This is a genomic window from Actinophytocola sp. (assembly GCF_036378875.1).
Classification (GTDB): domain Bacteria; phylum Actinomycetota; class Actinomycetes; order Mycobacteriales; family Pseudonocardiaceae; genus Actinophytocola.
Genome location: NZ_DASUVO010000063.1, coordinates 1 through 14,441 on the forward strand (window position 1 = coordinate 1; position 14,441 = coordinate 14,441).

The following is a 14,441-nucleotide window of genomic DNA, read 5'->3' on the forward strand; positions in this document are numbered from 1 at the left end:
CAGGTGCGGCGCCCCGAGCGTCGTGAACCGACAGTTCGACTTGGACAAGTCACCCACGAGGGTGACTTAGACACTTGAATCAGCAACTTTCGGTGGCTATCTTGCCGGGATGAGGATCATCGGTGTCATCCCTCGGGTGCCGCCGTGTTGACCTTCGGTGGGATGCGGTTCGCCCGCGGCCCCCTGACCGCCGGGCAGCGGGTGGTCCTCGAGAATGGCGTCGGTCACCTGCACCGAGCCGCGCAGGTACCGCCGGGCGTGGATCTGGCCGGCGTGAGCGCCGCGGTGTATGCCTTGGTGTGCCGGCACGAAGCACTGCGGACCCGCTTCCCCGGCGGCGGCCGAGAGCAGGTCGTGGACGGCGCGGGCATGCTCACGCTCCGGATGTGCGGTGACGTGGCGGAAGCACGGGCCGCGGTCACCACGGACCCGTTCGACATCGTCGGTGAGTGGGGGATCCGCGTCGGCGTCGTGTGCGAGGGCGGTGTGCCGCTGGCGGTGGTCCTGTGCATGTCGCAACTTGCCGTCGACGCGCAGGAGGCCAGCCAGCTCGCCGACGAACTGTGCGCGTTGCTGCGCGGCGCCGAACCCCACGGCCAACCCCTGCGGCCGCTCGACAAGGTGTGATACCTCAATCGAGGTGCGGTTCCGCGTGGGCGGCGGCCTTGAGCTCGTGAAACCCCGGCGTGCCCGCCACGGTCACCACCGCGTCCCACAGTTCGCCGGCCCGCTCACCCGTCGGCACCCGCGAGATCACCGGGCCGAAGAAGGCGACCCGCGAACCAGCGGGGGTGGTCGTCGCGATGATCGGCGTGCCGATGTGTGGACCGAGTTCAGCCATGGCCGCGGCATGCGATGCGCGCACGACCTCGTCGTACGCGGTGGAAAGGCCGACCTCCGCGAGCTTGTGGGGCAGCTCGGCCCGCGCCAGCGCGCCGGCCAGACCGGCCATCCAGTCCGCGGTGGCGTGCGCACGGTTCCACAGCTCTGCGTAGAACCGGCCGAGCGCGTCGTGCCCGAACTCCTCACACACCGCGGCGCACACCCGCACGGGGATCCACAGGTACCCCTCGGGGTCGCCTTCCGGATCGTCGTCACGACCCTCGTTCAGCACCGACAGGCTCATGACCCGCCAACACACGGTGACCGGCCGAACCGACGCGACCTCGACGAGCCAACGGGACGTCACCCAGGTATACGGGCAGGATGGATCCAGCCAGAAATCCGCGATCATGGGGGTAGCCACGTCACCGTTGTACAGGAGCGAACCGTGATCGGCCCCGCGTCAGGCGACTCCCTGCACGTCATGTCGTTCAACCTCCGCTACGCCTCGACCAGGAAGCCCAACTCGTGGACGCAGCGGCGCCCGGTCATGGCCGAACTGCTACGCCGCGAACAGCCGACCGTGCTGGGCACACAGGAGGGGCTTTACGCACAGCTGAAGGACATCCAGCGCGACCTACCCGACAACTACGACTGGCTCGGCGTGGGCCGAGGCGGTGGCAGCCGCGACGAGTTCACCGCGATCCACTACGACACACATCGCCTGGAACCACTGGAGTTCGACCACATCTGGCTGTCCGACACCCCAGACGTGATCGGCTCGAGAACGTGGGGCAACGACGTGATCCGCATGGCCACCTGGGTCTGGTTCGCGGACCTGCGCACCGGCAAGGAGTTCGTCGCCGTCAACACCCACTTCGACCACCTGTCGGAGCACGCGCGCCGGCGCAGCGCACTGCTGATCCGCGATCGCGTGAACGCGTTCGGCCCGGACCTACCGGTCGTGCTCACCGGAGACTTCAACACCCCGGCCGGCAACTCGGTCACCTACGAAACACTGGTGGCGGGCCTGAAAGACACCTGGGTCACGGCCACCGAACAACGCTCCCCGCAGTACGCGACCTACCACGGCTACCAACCACCGGTGATGAACGGCGACCGGATCGACTGGATCCTCACACGAGGCGCGACCGTACAAGCGGTTGGTGTCAACACGTTCAAGAAGAACGGCCAGTTTCCATCAGACCACCTACCAGTACAGGCGCTGATCACATTCACTTCTCCATCAACCGCCCGTCCTCAGTAGACAGTTGACCGACCGCATCGAAGAGGCGGGGAGGGCGGGCCCTCCCCGCCCCGCTCGAACTACGCGAGCATGCCCTGCATCTCGGTGATCTCAGCCTCCTGGGCGTCGACGATCTGCTGGGCCAGAGCCTTGGCGTCGGCGTCGCTGCCGCTCTCCAGCTCGGTCTTGGCCATGGTCACCGCGCCCTGATGGTGCTCGATCATCATCTGGAGCCACATCTGGTCGAACTCGGCGCCGCTGGCCTGGTCGAGCTCTGCCATCTGGTCGTCGGTCATCATGCCGTCGCCGCCGCTGCCGTGGTCCATGCCGGGCATGCCGGACGGCTCCGTCGGCGCGCCCCAGGACTCGAGCATCTCGGTCAGCCGCTGGATCTCGGGGTCCTGCGCGCCCTGCACGCGGCCGGCGAGTGCCTTCACCGCCGGGTTCGTGGCCTTCTCCGCAGCCGCCTTCGCCATGTCGACGGCCTGCTGGTGGTGCGGGATCATGCCCTGCGCGAAGGCGACGTCCTGGTCGTTGTGCTCGGCCGACGCGGACTCGGACGTGGCCGTGGCGGTCGCGGACATGCTTTCGTGCGACCCCGCGGTGTCGTCACCGCCACCACAGCCGGCGGCGGTGAACGCCACGAGCGCAGCGGCGACTGTCAGGTACTTCCTCATGAACATCCTCAAATGTGTTGCGGTACAAGGTCGTCGCGATCTGTGGCCAGATGGCCACGGAAAGTGACGGCCTATGTGCGCAACACACAGACGGACGTGAGCAGAGCTCTCCCCGCGAGGCCCCGCGGCCGGGCCCTCGCCCGCACGCGGCGGGTGGGCGTGCGCGGGGAGCCGGTGATCGCCAGCAACAGCCAGACGAGCAGGACCCCGGCCACGGCACCGAGCACCATCAGGCAGAGATGCAGCAGGTCATGCCCGCCTTCCGGCGTGTGACAGTGTTGCTCCTGCTCGAGGGTGTGCGACGTGACCTCGACATGCGGCCCACACGGCGCCGACGGCACATGGTGCATACCGACCAACGCGAACGCGAGCGCGGCGAGCAGCAACCACTGCCGCAACCGCACGCCCCGATCCGCTCGCATGCGAGCCACCGTAGTGCACCGCCAAAACCGACCGGCTGAGGCTGTCAAGAAGTACAAGACTGCAATTCGCTCACGTTTGCGGGCAGGCTCGGGGACGTGAGCGAACTGGGAGTCGAGCAGGAGTACCTGAACGGCCTGTACGCGCGGCTGGACGCCCTGCGTGCTGAGGCCGCCGCGCGTGGGGACGCGCCGGTGTGGCGGGCGGAGCGGGCCCGGCTGGCGGCCGTCGAGGACGGGCTGTGCTTCGGGCGGCTGGACCTGGCCGGCGGACGGCGTCTCTACATCGGGCGCATGGGGCTCTTCGAGGAGGACGAACCACTGCTGCTGGACTGGCGCGCGCCGGCGGCCCGGCCGTTCTACACGGCGACCGCCGCCGCGCCGCACGGTGTTCTGCGTCGTAGGCGGATCAGCACGCGTGGCCGTACGGTCGTCGCGCTCGACGACGAGTTGCTCGATCCCGACGCGCCTCGGGACGGGCTCGTCGGTGAGGCCGCTCTGCTGGCCGCGGTGACCGCCGAGCGGACCGGTCGGATGCGCGACATCGTGACCACGCTGCAGGCCGAGCAGGACCGGATCATCCGCGACGACCATCGCGGGCTGCTGGTGGTGCAGGGCGGGCCGGGCACCGGCAAGACGGCCGTCGCGCTGCACCGGGTGGCCTACCTGCTCTACACGCACGAGCAGCTGCGGACCCGCGGGGTTCTCGTCATCGGACCGAGCCAGGTCTTCCTCGACTACATCGGCCAGGTGCTGCCCGGGCTCGGTGAGGACCGCGTGGTGACGGCGACCATCCCCGGCCTGCGTCCCGACGTCGTGGTCGACCGGGAGGACCCGCCCGACCTCGCCGCCCGCAAAGGGCGCGCGGACATGGCCGCGCAGCTCGCCGACGCGGTGCGTGCGCACGTCCACCTTCCCGAGGACACGGTGGAGGTCGAGTTCGAGCAGCAGGTGTTGCGGCTGTACCCGCACACGTGCCGCCGCGCCGTGCGGAAGGCGGCCGGCCTTCCTCACAACCAGGCCAGGCTGGTGTTCCAGCGGGAGGTCGTGGCAACGCTCACCGGCGAGCTGGTCGACCGCATGGAGTCCGTCGTGCTCACCGACACCGGCGAGGCGCTCGACGGCGGCAGCGCCGACGGCCGGCTGAGCGAAGCGGACCTGCGCGCGCTCGCGACGGCGGGCGTCATCCTCGGCGCCGACGACGAGGGCCCCAGGACCATGCTGGACGAGACGGACAAGGCCGCGCTGAAGGCCACGCTCCTGGCGGACGACGAGGTCCAGTCCGTGCTCGACGGGATCTGGCCGCCGCTGACCCCGGCTCAGGTCGTGCGGGACGTGGTCGGCGGCGAAGGCTGGAGCGCCGAGGACGTCCCACTGCTCGACGAGGCCGCCGTCCTGGTCGGGGAGGGCGTGCCGACGTTCGGGCACGTCGTCGTCGACGAGGCGCAGGAGCTGTCCGAAATGGACTGGCGGATGCTGGTTCGCCGGTGCCCCACCAGATCCATGACGGTCGTCGGCGACCTGGCCCAGACCGGGAGCCCGGCGGGCGCGGCCTCGTGGGACCGCGTGCTGCGCCGGGACTCGCCGGACCGGCTCGTGCAGCTCACGGTCAACTACCGCACCCCGGCCGAGATCATGACCGTCGCCGCGAACCTCCTCGCCGCGCACCATCCCGGGCTGCGGCCGCCGCGATCCGTGCGCTCCAGCGGCGAAACGCCGTGGCGCCAGCACGCCGACGACCTCCCCGCCGCGGTAGCCGACCTCGCCGCGGCACACACCGACGGACAGCTCGCGATCATCGCCCCGGCGGAACATACCGCCTCGCTGACGGCCGCGCTGTGCCTGCCGGCGGTCCCTGACCTGACGGACAAGGTGGTGCTGCTGACCCCGGCCCAGGCCAAGGGCCTCGAGTTCGACGGGGTCCTGATCGCCGACCCCGCCGCGATCCTGGCCGGCCCGCTGGGCCACAACGACCTGTATGTCGCGATGACACGCGCGACCCGGTGGTTGGGCGTGGTGCACCCCGGCCCACCGCCGGTGGAGCTGCGCGAGCTGATGGCTCGCTGAGGTTTGGGCCAGCGGGACTCTTTGTCTGGCAAGGTGGTGCTGCTGGCCTCGGTCGAGGTCTGGGGGCTCGGATGCGGTGGGGTGTTGATCGCCGATCCGGCCGCGGTTCTGGTTGGCCCGTTGGGTCGCAACGACCTGTATGTCGCGATGACGAGAGCCACGAGATGGTTGGGCGTGGTGCACCCCGGCCTGCCGCCGGTGGAGCTGCGTGAGCTGACAGTCAGCTGAGAACTCGGACCAACGGACACTTTTCGCCCCGTCGCGGACGTTGACGGGGTGAAAGCGGAGGTGGTCGTCATGAGTGCTGTCGGACTCGTGCTCGGGTTCGTGCTGACCTTGTTCGTGTTGTTGATGATCGCGCGGATGATTCTCGACTGGGTCGGCGTGCTCGGCAGCAGTCCGCCGTGGGCGAGTCGGGCCAGGGCGTTGACCCACGCCGGGACCGAGCCGGTGATCGCGCCCGTGCGGCGGGTGTTGCGGCCGGTGCGTGCCGGCGGGCTGTCGATCGACCTCGCGTTCACCGTGGTCTTCATCGCGGCGATCATCCTGCGGCAGGTCGCGTTCAGCCTGTAGGCGCCAGAGAAACGTTCCGCCTCGTGTGAGGTGTTCCAGTTTCGTGGACCATGTGTGACTGGTCGCGTGCAGTCGGTACGTTCTTCCCATGGCGGAGCCTGGGGTCAGGATCGTCGCCGGTCGTTACCGGCTGCTCGCGCGGCTCGGTCAGGGCGGCATGGGCGTGGTGTGGCGGGCGCACGACGAGCTCCTGCGGCGTGACGTGGCCGTCAAGGAACTGCACGTGCGGGTGGGCGCCGGGCCCGACGACCTCTCGGCGCAACGGGTGCTGCGGGAGGCGCAGGCCGCGGCACGGTTGCGGCATCCAGGCGTGGTCGCCGTGCACGACGTGATCCTGGACGACGGCCGCCCGCTGATCGTGATGGAGCTGGTCGAGGGACGCTCGCTGGCGCAGGTGATCCGGGCCGAGGGGCCGTTACCCGAGCCGCGGGTCGCGGAGATCGGGTTACGCGTGCTTCGTGCCCTCGAGGCCGCGCACCGGCACGGCATCCTGCACCGCGACGTCAAGCCGGCGAACATCCTGATCGAGGGCGACCGTGTGGTGCTGACCGACTTCGGCATCGCCGCCATGACCGGTGAGGTCACGCTGACCGACAGCAGGGCCGTGCTCGGCTCGCCGGAGTACCTGGCGCCGGAACGGATCAACGGCCAGCCGGCGACACCGGCGACCGATCTGTGGTCGCTTGGCGTCACGCTCTGCGCCGCACTGCGTGGCGAGTCGCCGTTCCAGCGCTCCGACACACAGTCCACGTTGGCGGCGGTGCTCATGTACGAACCGCCGCCGATCCCGAGGGCGCCGCATCTGTGGCCGCTGCTTTCGGCTCTGCTGAACAAGAAACCGGACGCGCGGCCGAGCGCGGAGGAGGCCGCGGCGTCTCTCGCCGGGCTGCTCGGCGTGCCGTTCGAGGCGTCCGTGACCGTGCCGGTCGCGCTGCAGGTCACCGATCTGGTCGCGTTGCCGGTGACCGAACCGGTCGCGACGCGTACGCGGCGCCGGGGGCGTCGGCTCGCGATGGTGGTCGCCGCGTCCGTGCTCGCCGTGGCGGCCGCCGCCTGGTTCGTGTTCAGTCCGGGCGGCGACACCCCGAACGGCGCGGGCGCGAGGTCCACCACCGCGACGGTCCCTGCGCCACCGGGCTTCACCGGGTACCGCGGTGACGGGTTCACGATCACCGTGCCGAAAGGCTGGCTGAAGGACTCCTACGACTCGGAGGTCTACTGGTCCAGCAGCGCCGACTCGGAGAACTCCCTCGTCGTGCACATCACCTGGTGGGACGAGCAACCGAAGAACGCGCTGGACACGCTCACCGAGTTCGAGCAGACCGAGTTCACCACTCTCGACATCTACTCCCGGTACCAGCGGATCAAGCTCGTCGAGACGGCGGCTCCGACCGGGGCGACCCGTGCGGAGCTGGAGGCCACCTACCACGTCACCGTGCCGGAGGGGCAACTCGACGTGCACGACCTGCTGCACGCCATCGTCACCAAGTCGGGGCGGACCTACCTGCTCACGCTGGCCGCGCAGACCGTCGATCCGACGGCGACCGAACAGCTCTGGCAGGCCAACCAGTCCGAACTGCAAACAGTTCTAGAAAGTTTCCGCGTCACGTCCTGACATGCGGAGGGCTAAGCTGATCACGTGCTGAGGGTCACGGTTCGGGGGTCGGACATGCCGGCCGTGGTGCTCGGATCCGGTGAGTCGCTGCTCATCGGTCGCGCTCCCCGTGTGCCCGACGACCGGCCGGAAACGCAGCTGCGCGTCACGGCCTTTCCGTTGCCGGACAGCGCCGCGCACGTCTCGCGGCTGCTCGGCGAGATCGTCGTGGGCGAGGAAACCGTGCTGCTGCGCTGGCACGGCGGCACCGAGGCACAGCTGTCCAGCATGCTCGACGCGCCGGCCGGGGCCCGTCGCGTCATCCTCACGGAGCGCATGTCCGCACAGCTCGACGAGGGCGAGAACCAGCTGCTCGTGTTGCGTGGCAAGCAGGTCGGCGCCGAACACGCGGACCGGCTGCTGGTCGTCGACGTGGTCCGCGCCGACACGGCGGCCACCCGCCCGATCCCGCTGCCCGCACTGCTGGACCAGGAGGCCCCGCCCACCAAGGACGCCCCGGGCCTCGTGCCGCACGGCCGCGAGTGGTTCGTGGCACTCGCGCTCGCCGAGCCGTGGCTGACCGGCGCCGACGACTACCCCCGCCCACCGACCAACCGCGAGATCTTCGAACGGGTGCTCGCCTGGCACGGGTACGCGTGGAACCTCGAACGAGCCCAACGGGTCGACGACGCGATCCGCAAGGTCGCCGCGGTGGCGTTCGGCCCCCACGACGACCCGTTCCGCGGCGCGCCGGGCCGACCGGTACGCAACGTGCGCTTCGCCGTGGGCCGCCGCGCCGCAGAGGTGCGGCTGGTCACCGCGGAGGACCTGAACGCCGTGATCCGCGCGGCCACGGAACGCCGTCGCGGCACTGGCTCCTGGTCGGTGTCCTGAAGGTGCCCCTGGGGGCGCTGAACGTCCCGGAGGTGCCCTTCAGGACGTCCGGTCATCCACGGTCCGAAGTGACATACTGTGCCCTCGCCAACCGAGGGGGATTCTCATGGACTCAGTGACACGCTTCCACGTGCACCAGAAGATCACGATGATGGTCAACCGCTACGAGGTGTTCATCGACGACGGCAACGGTGAGCCCGGCTCGCGGGTCGCGTTCGTCGAGCAGAAGCGGATGACCTTCAAGGAACAGGTCACCCTGTACACCGACGAGAGCAAGCAGGGGGTGCTTGCCGCGTTCAAGGCGCGCAAGGTGATCGACCTCGCCAGCGCCTACGACGTGACCGCGCCGGACGGGACGACCATCGGGGTCTTCGGCAAGAAGTTCGGCAAGTCGCTGCTCCGCTCCACCTGGCAGCTCGACCAGCCCGGCCAGCCGACCGTCGTCATCAGTGAGCGCAGCATGGTCATGGCGCTGTTCCGCCGGATCTGGGACTTCATCCCGTGGGTCGGCGACCTGCCGTTCCCGTGGAAGTACCACTTCGACTTCGTGCGGGACGGTGTCGCCATCGGCGGTATGGACAAGAAGACCCGTTTCCGGGACCACTACGTGGTGCGCATCGACGACCCCGCCATGGACCGGCGGCTGGTGCTCGCACAGGCCGTCGCGCTCGACGCGTTGCAGTCGCGCTAACCGCGGGCGGCCAGGATCGTCATGGCCGCCACCGCCGCGTCACGCGCGTTCCTCGGGTGCTCGTCGAGACGGACTCGTCGCAGCCAGCCGTCGAGGTCCGGTGTGGGGTCGTCCGCGATCAGGAGCGTCCTCCCCGAGAAGTCCACAGTAGACGCGGTGGTGTCGGCGGACGGGTCGAGCAGGAACCCGCCGTCGCCCCAGTCGAGGCGGCGTTGCAGGCGTTCGTGGGTGTACACGAACTCGATCCTCGGCAGCCACGGGCGTCCCGAGCGCTCCGCCGCCTCCCGCGCGACCTTCTGCCAGTGTTTCCAGAGCGTCGCCGGGAGTGCGGCCGCCACGCTGGGCCGCGCCAGTACCGAGATCTCGCTCGCGCCAAGGGCGGTCAGCTCGGCGACGGCCAACTCGTCCGGGTCCGCTGAGGTCACGCCCTGGATCACGTTGATCGTGGTGTGCGGCTGGGGAGTCAGCGTGGCAGCGTCCACCTTGAGATCGAGGTGACCGCGGCCGACCGAGGTGACCACCGCGGTCGCTGTGCCGCCCTGACCGTCGCCCAGGACGATCTCGTCGCCGGGCCCCAACTCCTGCGCTCGGGTCGCGCGACTGCCACGCAGGCCGGACAGGCGGAACTCCCCGTCCGGCAACGTGGTCGGCACGTGGCTGACGAGGAAGAGCGGCGGGCGCACCGGAACAGGCTATGACCGTTCAGTCGTTGTCCGCCGGCGGCTCCATGCCCGGGCCCGGTTGAGGGACGTTGTTGTCGGGCGGACTGCTGCCGTTGCCGGGGCCGTTGCCGGGCGGTGACCCCGAGTCGGCTCCCGGCGGAACGGGGGCCACGCTCGTGGACGTCGTCGTGGAAGTCGTCGACGTGGTGGGTTTCTCGGCCGGCTGGTCGAGATCCGGTGACCGGGGATCGCCGCCGAGCGACAGGCCGATCGCCACGGCGGCCACTGCGACGCCCAGGACGCTGCCCCCGATCGCGAGACCGGTGCGGCGCGTGCGGACGCGCCGGCCGCGGGCCATGATGGCCCTCGGGTCGATGCCGAGCGGTGGACCGGCGTCCACGCGGTGGAACAACGCGCGGATGTCGTCATCGGACACGGGGATCACCTCCGTCGCTGATCGTGGACAGCTCGGCGTAGTGCGGGCCGAGTCGTTGCCGCAGTGTCGCCAGCGCCCGAGCGGCCTGGCTCTTGACCGTGCCGGTCGAGCACCGCAGCGCGGCGGCGACCTCCTCGACGCTCAGGTCGTTCCAGTAGCGCAGCACGAGCACCGCCCGCTGTTTCGGCGGCACGCCGGCCAGCGCGCGGAGCAGCAGCAACCGTTCCGCGCTGTCTCCGCGCGCCGTGGCGGCGGTGTCCGGTGGGGCGTCGGTGAGCTGCTCACGCCGCCACCGGCTGCGCCGGTTCTCGGCGAGGAAGGTACGCACCACGACGCGACGCGCGTACGCGTCGAGGGCGTCCCGTCTCGCGAGCCTCGGCCACGCGACGTACAGGCGCAGCATCGCCAACTGCGTGATGTCCTCGGCTCGATGCCAGTCGCCGCACAACAGGTGCGCGGTATTTCGCAGCGCGTGCGCCCGCGCTGCGAAATACTCGCTGAACTCCCCGTCGAACGACGAGCGTTCGTTGCTCACTTGCCGGCTGGTACTCCGTTGCCTACGCCGGGGGCGTCCGTCGGCGGGACACCGTGGTCGGGGCCTTTACCCGGCGCGGGCGGTTCGAGGTGGCCTGGCGGGGTCTGTGAGTTGACCGGCGGTCGGCCTGGGGCGGGCACTGGGGCGTTGCCCGGCGGTTGGCCCGGAGCGGGCACTGGAACGTTGCCCGGCGGCCGGCCCGGGGCGGGCACTGGGGCGTTGTCCGGCGGGTTCTGCGAGTCGACCGGCGGTTGGCCCGGGGCGGGCTGCGGGACGTTGCCTGACGGGTTCTGTGAGTTGACCGGCGGTTGGCCCGGAGTGTTGGTCCGGTCCGAGGTGCCGGCGGGCGGTGTCGTGTCGCCGCCGCCCGACATCGCCAAGGCAGCCACCGGCGTGCCGATGGCCAGCGCGCCGGCGGCGATGCCCGCCACGAGCAACTTACGTTTGCGCATTCAACGTTCCTTGGGTTGCTGCGCCGCCGCGGTTCGGCGGCGCTCCACGTTAGTCATGCGCCTGGTCGCCCGTCGGGTTGCATTGATCTTAGGTGGGTTTTTCGAGTGTGAGCGCGAACACGTGTGCCCGAGGCGTGGTCATGGTCGGGAGCGTGAGCGCCACCAGTTGGCGTGCCGGGTCCACGTCAACGACCTGGTGGAAGATCGCCACCTTGACGTCCTTCGCGCCGGTCCTGGAGTGGAACTGCGGCGTGCGGACGGCCTCCGTCTCCCCGAACGCCGGGCCCGCCTTCCAGTCGGTGAGCTGGAGCGGCACGGTCGCGGTCGACCCGTCGGCGTACCGGGCGGTCATGGTCGTGTTCGCGTTACCGCCGTTGCTGGCGCCGAGGAGGTGCAGCCGCGCGTAGTCGCCCGCCGGCACGTCGATGGTCTGTCCAGCGGCGGTGACGTTGTTCTTCGTGCCCTCGACGCCGTTCGTGAACAGGAACGGGATGTCGTCGTCGGTCACGCCACCGGTCTGCGGCAACGCGGCCGCCGGATACGTGTTGCCCGCGCCGTCGAAGTCGCCGTCACCCATGAAGAACTCGCTGGTGACGCCGTCGTTGTCGAAGTAGCCGTCGAGCGGCACCTGTGTCGCCGCGCCCGATGGCGGCAGCGGTTGGAGACCCCACGGCGGGGCGGGTTCACGCACCAGCACCGGCGCGATGACCAGGTCGGGACGGGTGCCGGCGGCGTGGATCACCACCTCGTGCCCGCGCCCGAGGTCGATCTCCACGACGCCGTCGGCCTCGTGCCAGCGCGGTTCCGGCCCGGACAGCGCGCGCACGGTGAGCCGGCCCGCGATCCCCGGCCGCACCCGGCAGGGCTCCCCGGCGAGGCTGCGGATCCGCACGAACGACGTCCTGGCGTGCCGGCGCACCGCGCTGACGAGGAACGCGCCCTCGGTGCGGAAGTCGTGCAGCGTCACGTCCTGCCACGTGCTCGGCACGGCAGGGAAGATCCGGATCACGCCACCCCAGCTCTGGCAGAGCATGTCGTGGATCGACTGCGCACCGGACAGCGGCGTCTCGATGACCGGCCCGGCCTCGTAGTAGTGCGTGTTGGGCTGGGCGAAGCGGGCGACGAACTCGCGCAGGTAGTGCCGGGCGTCGTCGCCTTTGCCGAGCACCGAGGAGATCGACGACGCGCCCGTGAAGCTGTAGCCGCGCAACGCGCCCTCGAAGCTGATCCAGTGCTGCAGGGACCGCTCGATCAGCTCCCTGTCCGTCTCCGGTGTGACCTGGTACAGCGGGTAGACCGCGAGCATGTGCGAGTAGTGCCGGTGCGACTTGGCGAACGGCACTCCGGTGCCGACCATGAATCCGTTGGCGTCGACGGGATAGTCGACGAGTGTGTCGAGCACCTCCTGCCAGCGGGGCGCCAGCGGGTCGTCGATGCCGAGTGTGGCGGCGGAGTCCAGCAGCGTCCGGCAGCTCCAGCGGATCAGCCCGAGGTCGTAGTTGCAGTCGGGCGCGGCGCCGTACTCCGGGGAGAACGTGGGTGGCAGGTGTAGGCGGCCGTCCGCGCCGGGGGCGAGGAAGTGCAGGTAGTAGTTCATCGCCTTGCGCAGGATGGGGAACACCACGTCCCGCAGTACGCTCTGGTCCATCGAGTGCCGGTAGGTCAACCACGCGTTGTGCACCAACCAGGGCAGGTTCCCGATCTCCGGATCCGCGGAGAACTCGGGTGAGCCGACGGAGCCCGCGTCGTCGAACTGCGCGTCGGTGCTGCGCCGCAGACCCATCGAGTCGTGCCGGTACTCCGGGCGCAGGGCGTCGACGAGGATCTGCTGGTAGCTGTGGAGCGAGCGGGGGATCGGGTCGAGCTCGAGGTGGTTCGAGCCGTAGACCGGCCAGTACTCCAGCTGTGAGTTGAGGTTGTTCCACACCGACGGCCACGGCGTCGGTTCGAGCCATGGCCCGGTGGTGGCCATGATCGGCGCTTCTTTCCTGGCTGCGGAGGCCAGCTTGTACAGCTGGATCCAGTAGAAGCTCTGCAGCAGACCGTCCGGAATGGACACGAAACTCCTGCGGTAGAAGGCGTGCCACCAGGCCCGGTGTTCCTCGGCGAGCCGGTGTGGCGCCGGCGCCTGGCCGATGGTGTCCAGAACCCGTTGCTCGGCGGTCGTTTCCGGGAAGCTGTGGGCAACGGTGAGGTAGAGCGTGTTGCCTCTTCGGGTGTACGCGGTCGCGGTCTGCCCACCGGCGACCATGGGCTGGACGACCCGGGTGACACTGTTCTCGGTGGTGGTCACCGGATCGGGGTTCAGCGGGAAGTTGGCGGGCGGGTCCTCGCGGATGGTCCGAGGGCTCAGCGCCGCCGACGGCGTGAACGTCAGCTGTGCGCCCCGCTCACCATCGCTGGGCCGAATGGTGATCGCCAACACCGACCGTCCACTTTCGACGAACGCGGTCAGGTGTATCCGGCCCCGGTCGGTGGTGATTGTGCCGCGCAGTTCGGCGTGCCAGAGGTCGAGGCGTAGGTCCGCCCCGGTGATCTGCCCGACCGGCTCGAGCGCGAGATTGCCGACCGGCAGCCGGGCCACTCCCCACTCGTTGCCGAACCGCGGCCGGTGGTCCTGCACCTCGCTGTGGTGCACGGTGAACCGCAGCGCGTTGCGGCCGGGTTCCTGGTAGACCATCGAACCGAGGAAGCCGTTGCCCAGGAAGGGTCCTTCGTACCAGGTGCGCGGCACCCGCTTCCAGACGAGATCCTGCCCGGCCAGGAACCGCGCCCACTCCCGGTCGGACCGCATGCGGTTGTCCAACCGGGCCCGGCCGTGCGGCTCAGCGGCGACAGTCGCGGGCAGCGCACCGGCGGCGACCCCGCCCACCACACTGCCGATAAAGCCACGACGCGACAACTCCATGAAACACTCCTTGGTTCAGGGAGTAGAGATCGGATGTATGGACGATCATTCGCGATACACGTGTAGTAGTCGAACGGAGGCGCGCTGAATACATCCGATCATTGCAACCGGTGGTGCCGAGGTCAAGGCCCAAGCCGCCGACCGGTCGGGTGCATCATGACGGTGTGGGCAGCGGCAGAAGAAGAAGGCGGGGACGGCGGGTCTCCTGTCCGTGTTGCCGGCACCGCACCCTCGCCAAGCGCGGCGACTACGTCATCTGCCCGGTTTGTTTCTGGGAGGACGACGGCAGCGACGACCTCGACCGGGTAGGTGGGCCGAACGGGGATCTGACACTCGCGCAGGCACGCCGCAACTACGCGGCTCTCGGCGCCTGCGAAGAGGAGTTCCGCCACGCCGTGCGCGAACCACATCCGGCCGAACGCCGGGGCACGTGGACCAGACTCGACCAGTGACGCGCCGCCGAGT

Annotated in this window: 17 protein-coding genes; 9 read left to right on the plus strand and 8 right to left on the minus strand. The window is 69.8% G+C overall.

Annotated elements, in window-relative coordinates:
• Window positions 1-144 precede the first annotated feature (144 nt).
• Window positions 145-627, plus strand: a complete 483-nt coding sequence (locus tag VF106_RS18095) for a hypothetical protein (protein ID WP_330840908.1) — start codon at window positions 145-147, stop codon at window positions 625-627.
• Window positions 628-631: 4 nt separating this feature from the next.
• Here the strand turns inward: VF106_RS18095 and VF106_RS18100 are convergent, their stop codons facing one another.
• A complete protein-coding gene (locus tag VF106_RS18100; protein WP_330840909.1) occupies window positions 632-1,246 on the minus strand; it encodes a mycothiol-dependent nitroreductase Rv2466c family protein in 615 nt (204 codons plus the stop codon).
• Window positions 1,247-1,270: 24 nt separating this feature from the next.
• On the opposite strand from VF106_RS18100, the gene VF106_RS18105 reads away from it, so the two are divergent.
• Window positions 1,271-2,089, plus strand: a complete 819-nt coding sequence (locus VF106_RS18105) for an endonuclease/exonuclease/phosphatase family protein (protein WP_330840910.1) — start codon at window positions 1,271-1,273, stop codon at window positions 2,087-2,089.
• A 59-nt stretch (window positions 2,090-2,148) separates the two neighbouring features.
• Here the strand turns inward: VF106_RS18105 and VF106_RS18110 are convergent, their stop codons facing one another.
• Both VF106_RS18110 and VF106_RS18115 read right to left on the minus strand, forming a co-directional pair.
• Complete coding sequence (locus VF106_RS18110; protein WP_330840911.1) at window positions 2,149-2,745, minus strand: DUF305 domain-containing protein; 597 nt, start codon at window positions 2,743-2,745, stop codon at window positions 2,149-2,151.
• 71 nt (window positions 2,746-2,816) lie between these two features.
• Complete coding sequence (locus VF106_RS18115) at window positions 2,817-3,167, minus strand: hypothetical protein (protein WP_330840912.1); 351 nt, start codon at window positions 3,165-3,167, stop codon at window positions 2,817-2,819.
• Window positions 3,168-3,263: 96 nt separating this feature from the next.
• On the opposite strand from VF106_RS18115, the gene VF106_RS18120 reads away from it, so the two are divergent.
• The 6 genes from VF106_RS18120 to VF106_RS18145 all read left to right on the plus strand — a co-directional run bounded on the left by VF106_RS18120 (window position 3,264) and on the right by VF106_RS18145 (window position 8,983).
• The gene (locus VF106_RS18120; protein ID WP_330840913.1) at window positions 3,264-5,231 is read left to right on the plus strand and encodes a HelD family protein; all 1,968 of its coding nucleotides are present in this window, start codon (window positions 3,264-3,266) and stop codon (window positions 5,229-5,231) included.
• Between the two features lie 21 nt (window positions 5,232-5,252).
• Window positions 5,253-5,459 (plus strand): hypothetical protein, encoded by a 207-nt coding sequence (locus VF106_RS18125; protein ID WP_330840914.1) that lies wholly within the window; start codon window positions 5,253-5,255, stop codon window positions 5,457-5,459.
• A gap of 69 nt (window positions 5,460-5,528) precedes the next feature.
• Window positions 5,529-5,804, plus strand: coding sequence for a YggT family protein (locus VF106_RS18130; protein ID WP_330840915.1), 276 nt, complete (start codon window positions 5,529-5,531; stop codon window positions 5,802-5,804).
• 88 nt (window positions 5,805-5,892) lie between these two features.
• Complete coding sequence (locus VF106_RS18135; RefSeq protein WP_330840916.1) at window positions 5,893-7,419, plus strand: serine/threonine-protein kinase; 1,527 nt, start codon at window positions 5,893-5,895, stop codon at window positions 7,417-7,419.
• A gap of 24 nt (window positions 7,420-7,443) precedes the next feature.
• Window positions 7,444-8,292 carry a hypothetical protein gene (locus tag VF106_RS18140; protein ID WP_330840917.1) on the plus strand — a complete coding sequence of 283 codons (849 nt, stop codon included), beginning with the start codon at window positions 7,444-7,446 and terminating at the stop codon, window positions 8,290-8,292.
• Between the two features lie 106 nt (window positions 8,293-8,398).
• The gene (locus VF106_RS18145) at window positions 8,399-8,983 is read left to right on the plus strand and encodes an LURP-one-related family protein (RefSeq protein WP_330840918.1); all 585 of its coding nucleotides are present in this window, start codon (window positions 8,399-8,401) and stop codon (window positions 8,981-8,983) included.
• On the opposite strand, the gene VF106_RS18150 is transcribed toward VF106_RS18145, so the two are convergent.
• The 5 genes from VF106_RS18150 to VF106_RS18170 all read right to left on the minus strand — a co-directional run bounded on the left by VF106_RS18150 (window position 8,980) and on the right by VF106_RS18170 (window position 13,976).
• Complete coding sequence (locus tag VF106_RS18150) at window positions 8,980-9,666, minus strand: RsmE family RNA methyltransferase (protein ID WP_330840919.1); 687 nt, start codon at window positions 9,664-9,666, stop codon at window positions 8,980-8,982. The two genes, VF106_RS18145 and VF106_RS18150, sit on opposite strands and share 4 nt — an antisense overlap.
• A 19-nt stretch (window positions 9,667-9,685) precedes the next feature.
• Window positions 9,686-10,081, minus strand: a complete 396-nt coding sequence (locus VF106_RS18155) for a hypothetical protein (RefSeq protein WP_330840920.1) — start codon at window positions 10,079-10,081, stop codon at window positions 9,686-9,688.
• On the minus strand, window positions 10,071-10,616 hold the full coding sequence (locus VF106_RS18160; RefSeq protein ID WP_330840922.1) for a SigE family RNA polymerase sigma factor: 546 nt from the start codon (window positions 10,614-10,616) through the stop codon (window positions 10,071-10,073). Before VF106_RS18160 ends, VF106_RS18155 begins: the two co-directional genes overlap by 11 nt.
• Window positions 10,613-11,068 carry a hypothetical protein gene (locus VF106_RS18165; protein WP_330840923.1) on the minus strand — a complete coding sequence of 152 codons (456 nt, stop codon included), beginning with the start codon at window positions 11,066-11,068 and terminating at the stop codon, window positions 10,613-10,615. Before VF106_RS18165 ends, VF106_RS18160 begins: the two co-directional genes overlap by 4 nt.
• 88 nt (window positions 11,069-11,156) lie before the next feature.
• Complete coding sequence (locus tag VF106_RS18170; RefSeq protein WP_330840925.1) at window positions 11,157-13,976, minus strand: glycosyl hydrolase family 95 catalytic domain-containing protein; 2,820 nt, start codon at window positions 13,974-13,976, stop codon at window positions 11,157-11,159.
• A gap of 164 nt (window positions 13,977-14,140) precedes the next feature.
• Here VF106_RS18170 and VF106_RS18175 point away from each other — a divergent pair, with 164 nt between their 5' ends.
• Complete coding sequence (locus tag VF106_RS18175; protein WP_330840926.1) at window positions 14,141-14,428, plus strand: CPCC family cysteine-rich protein; 288 nt, start codon at window positions 14,141-14,143, stop codon at window positions 14,426-14,428.
• The last annotated feature ends 13 nt before the right edge of the window (window positions 14,429-14,441 follow it).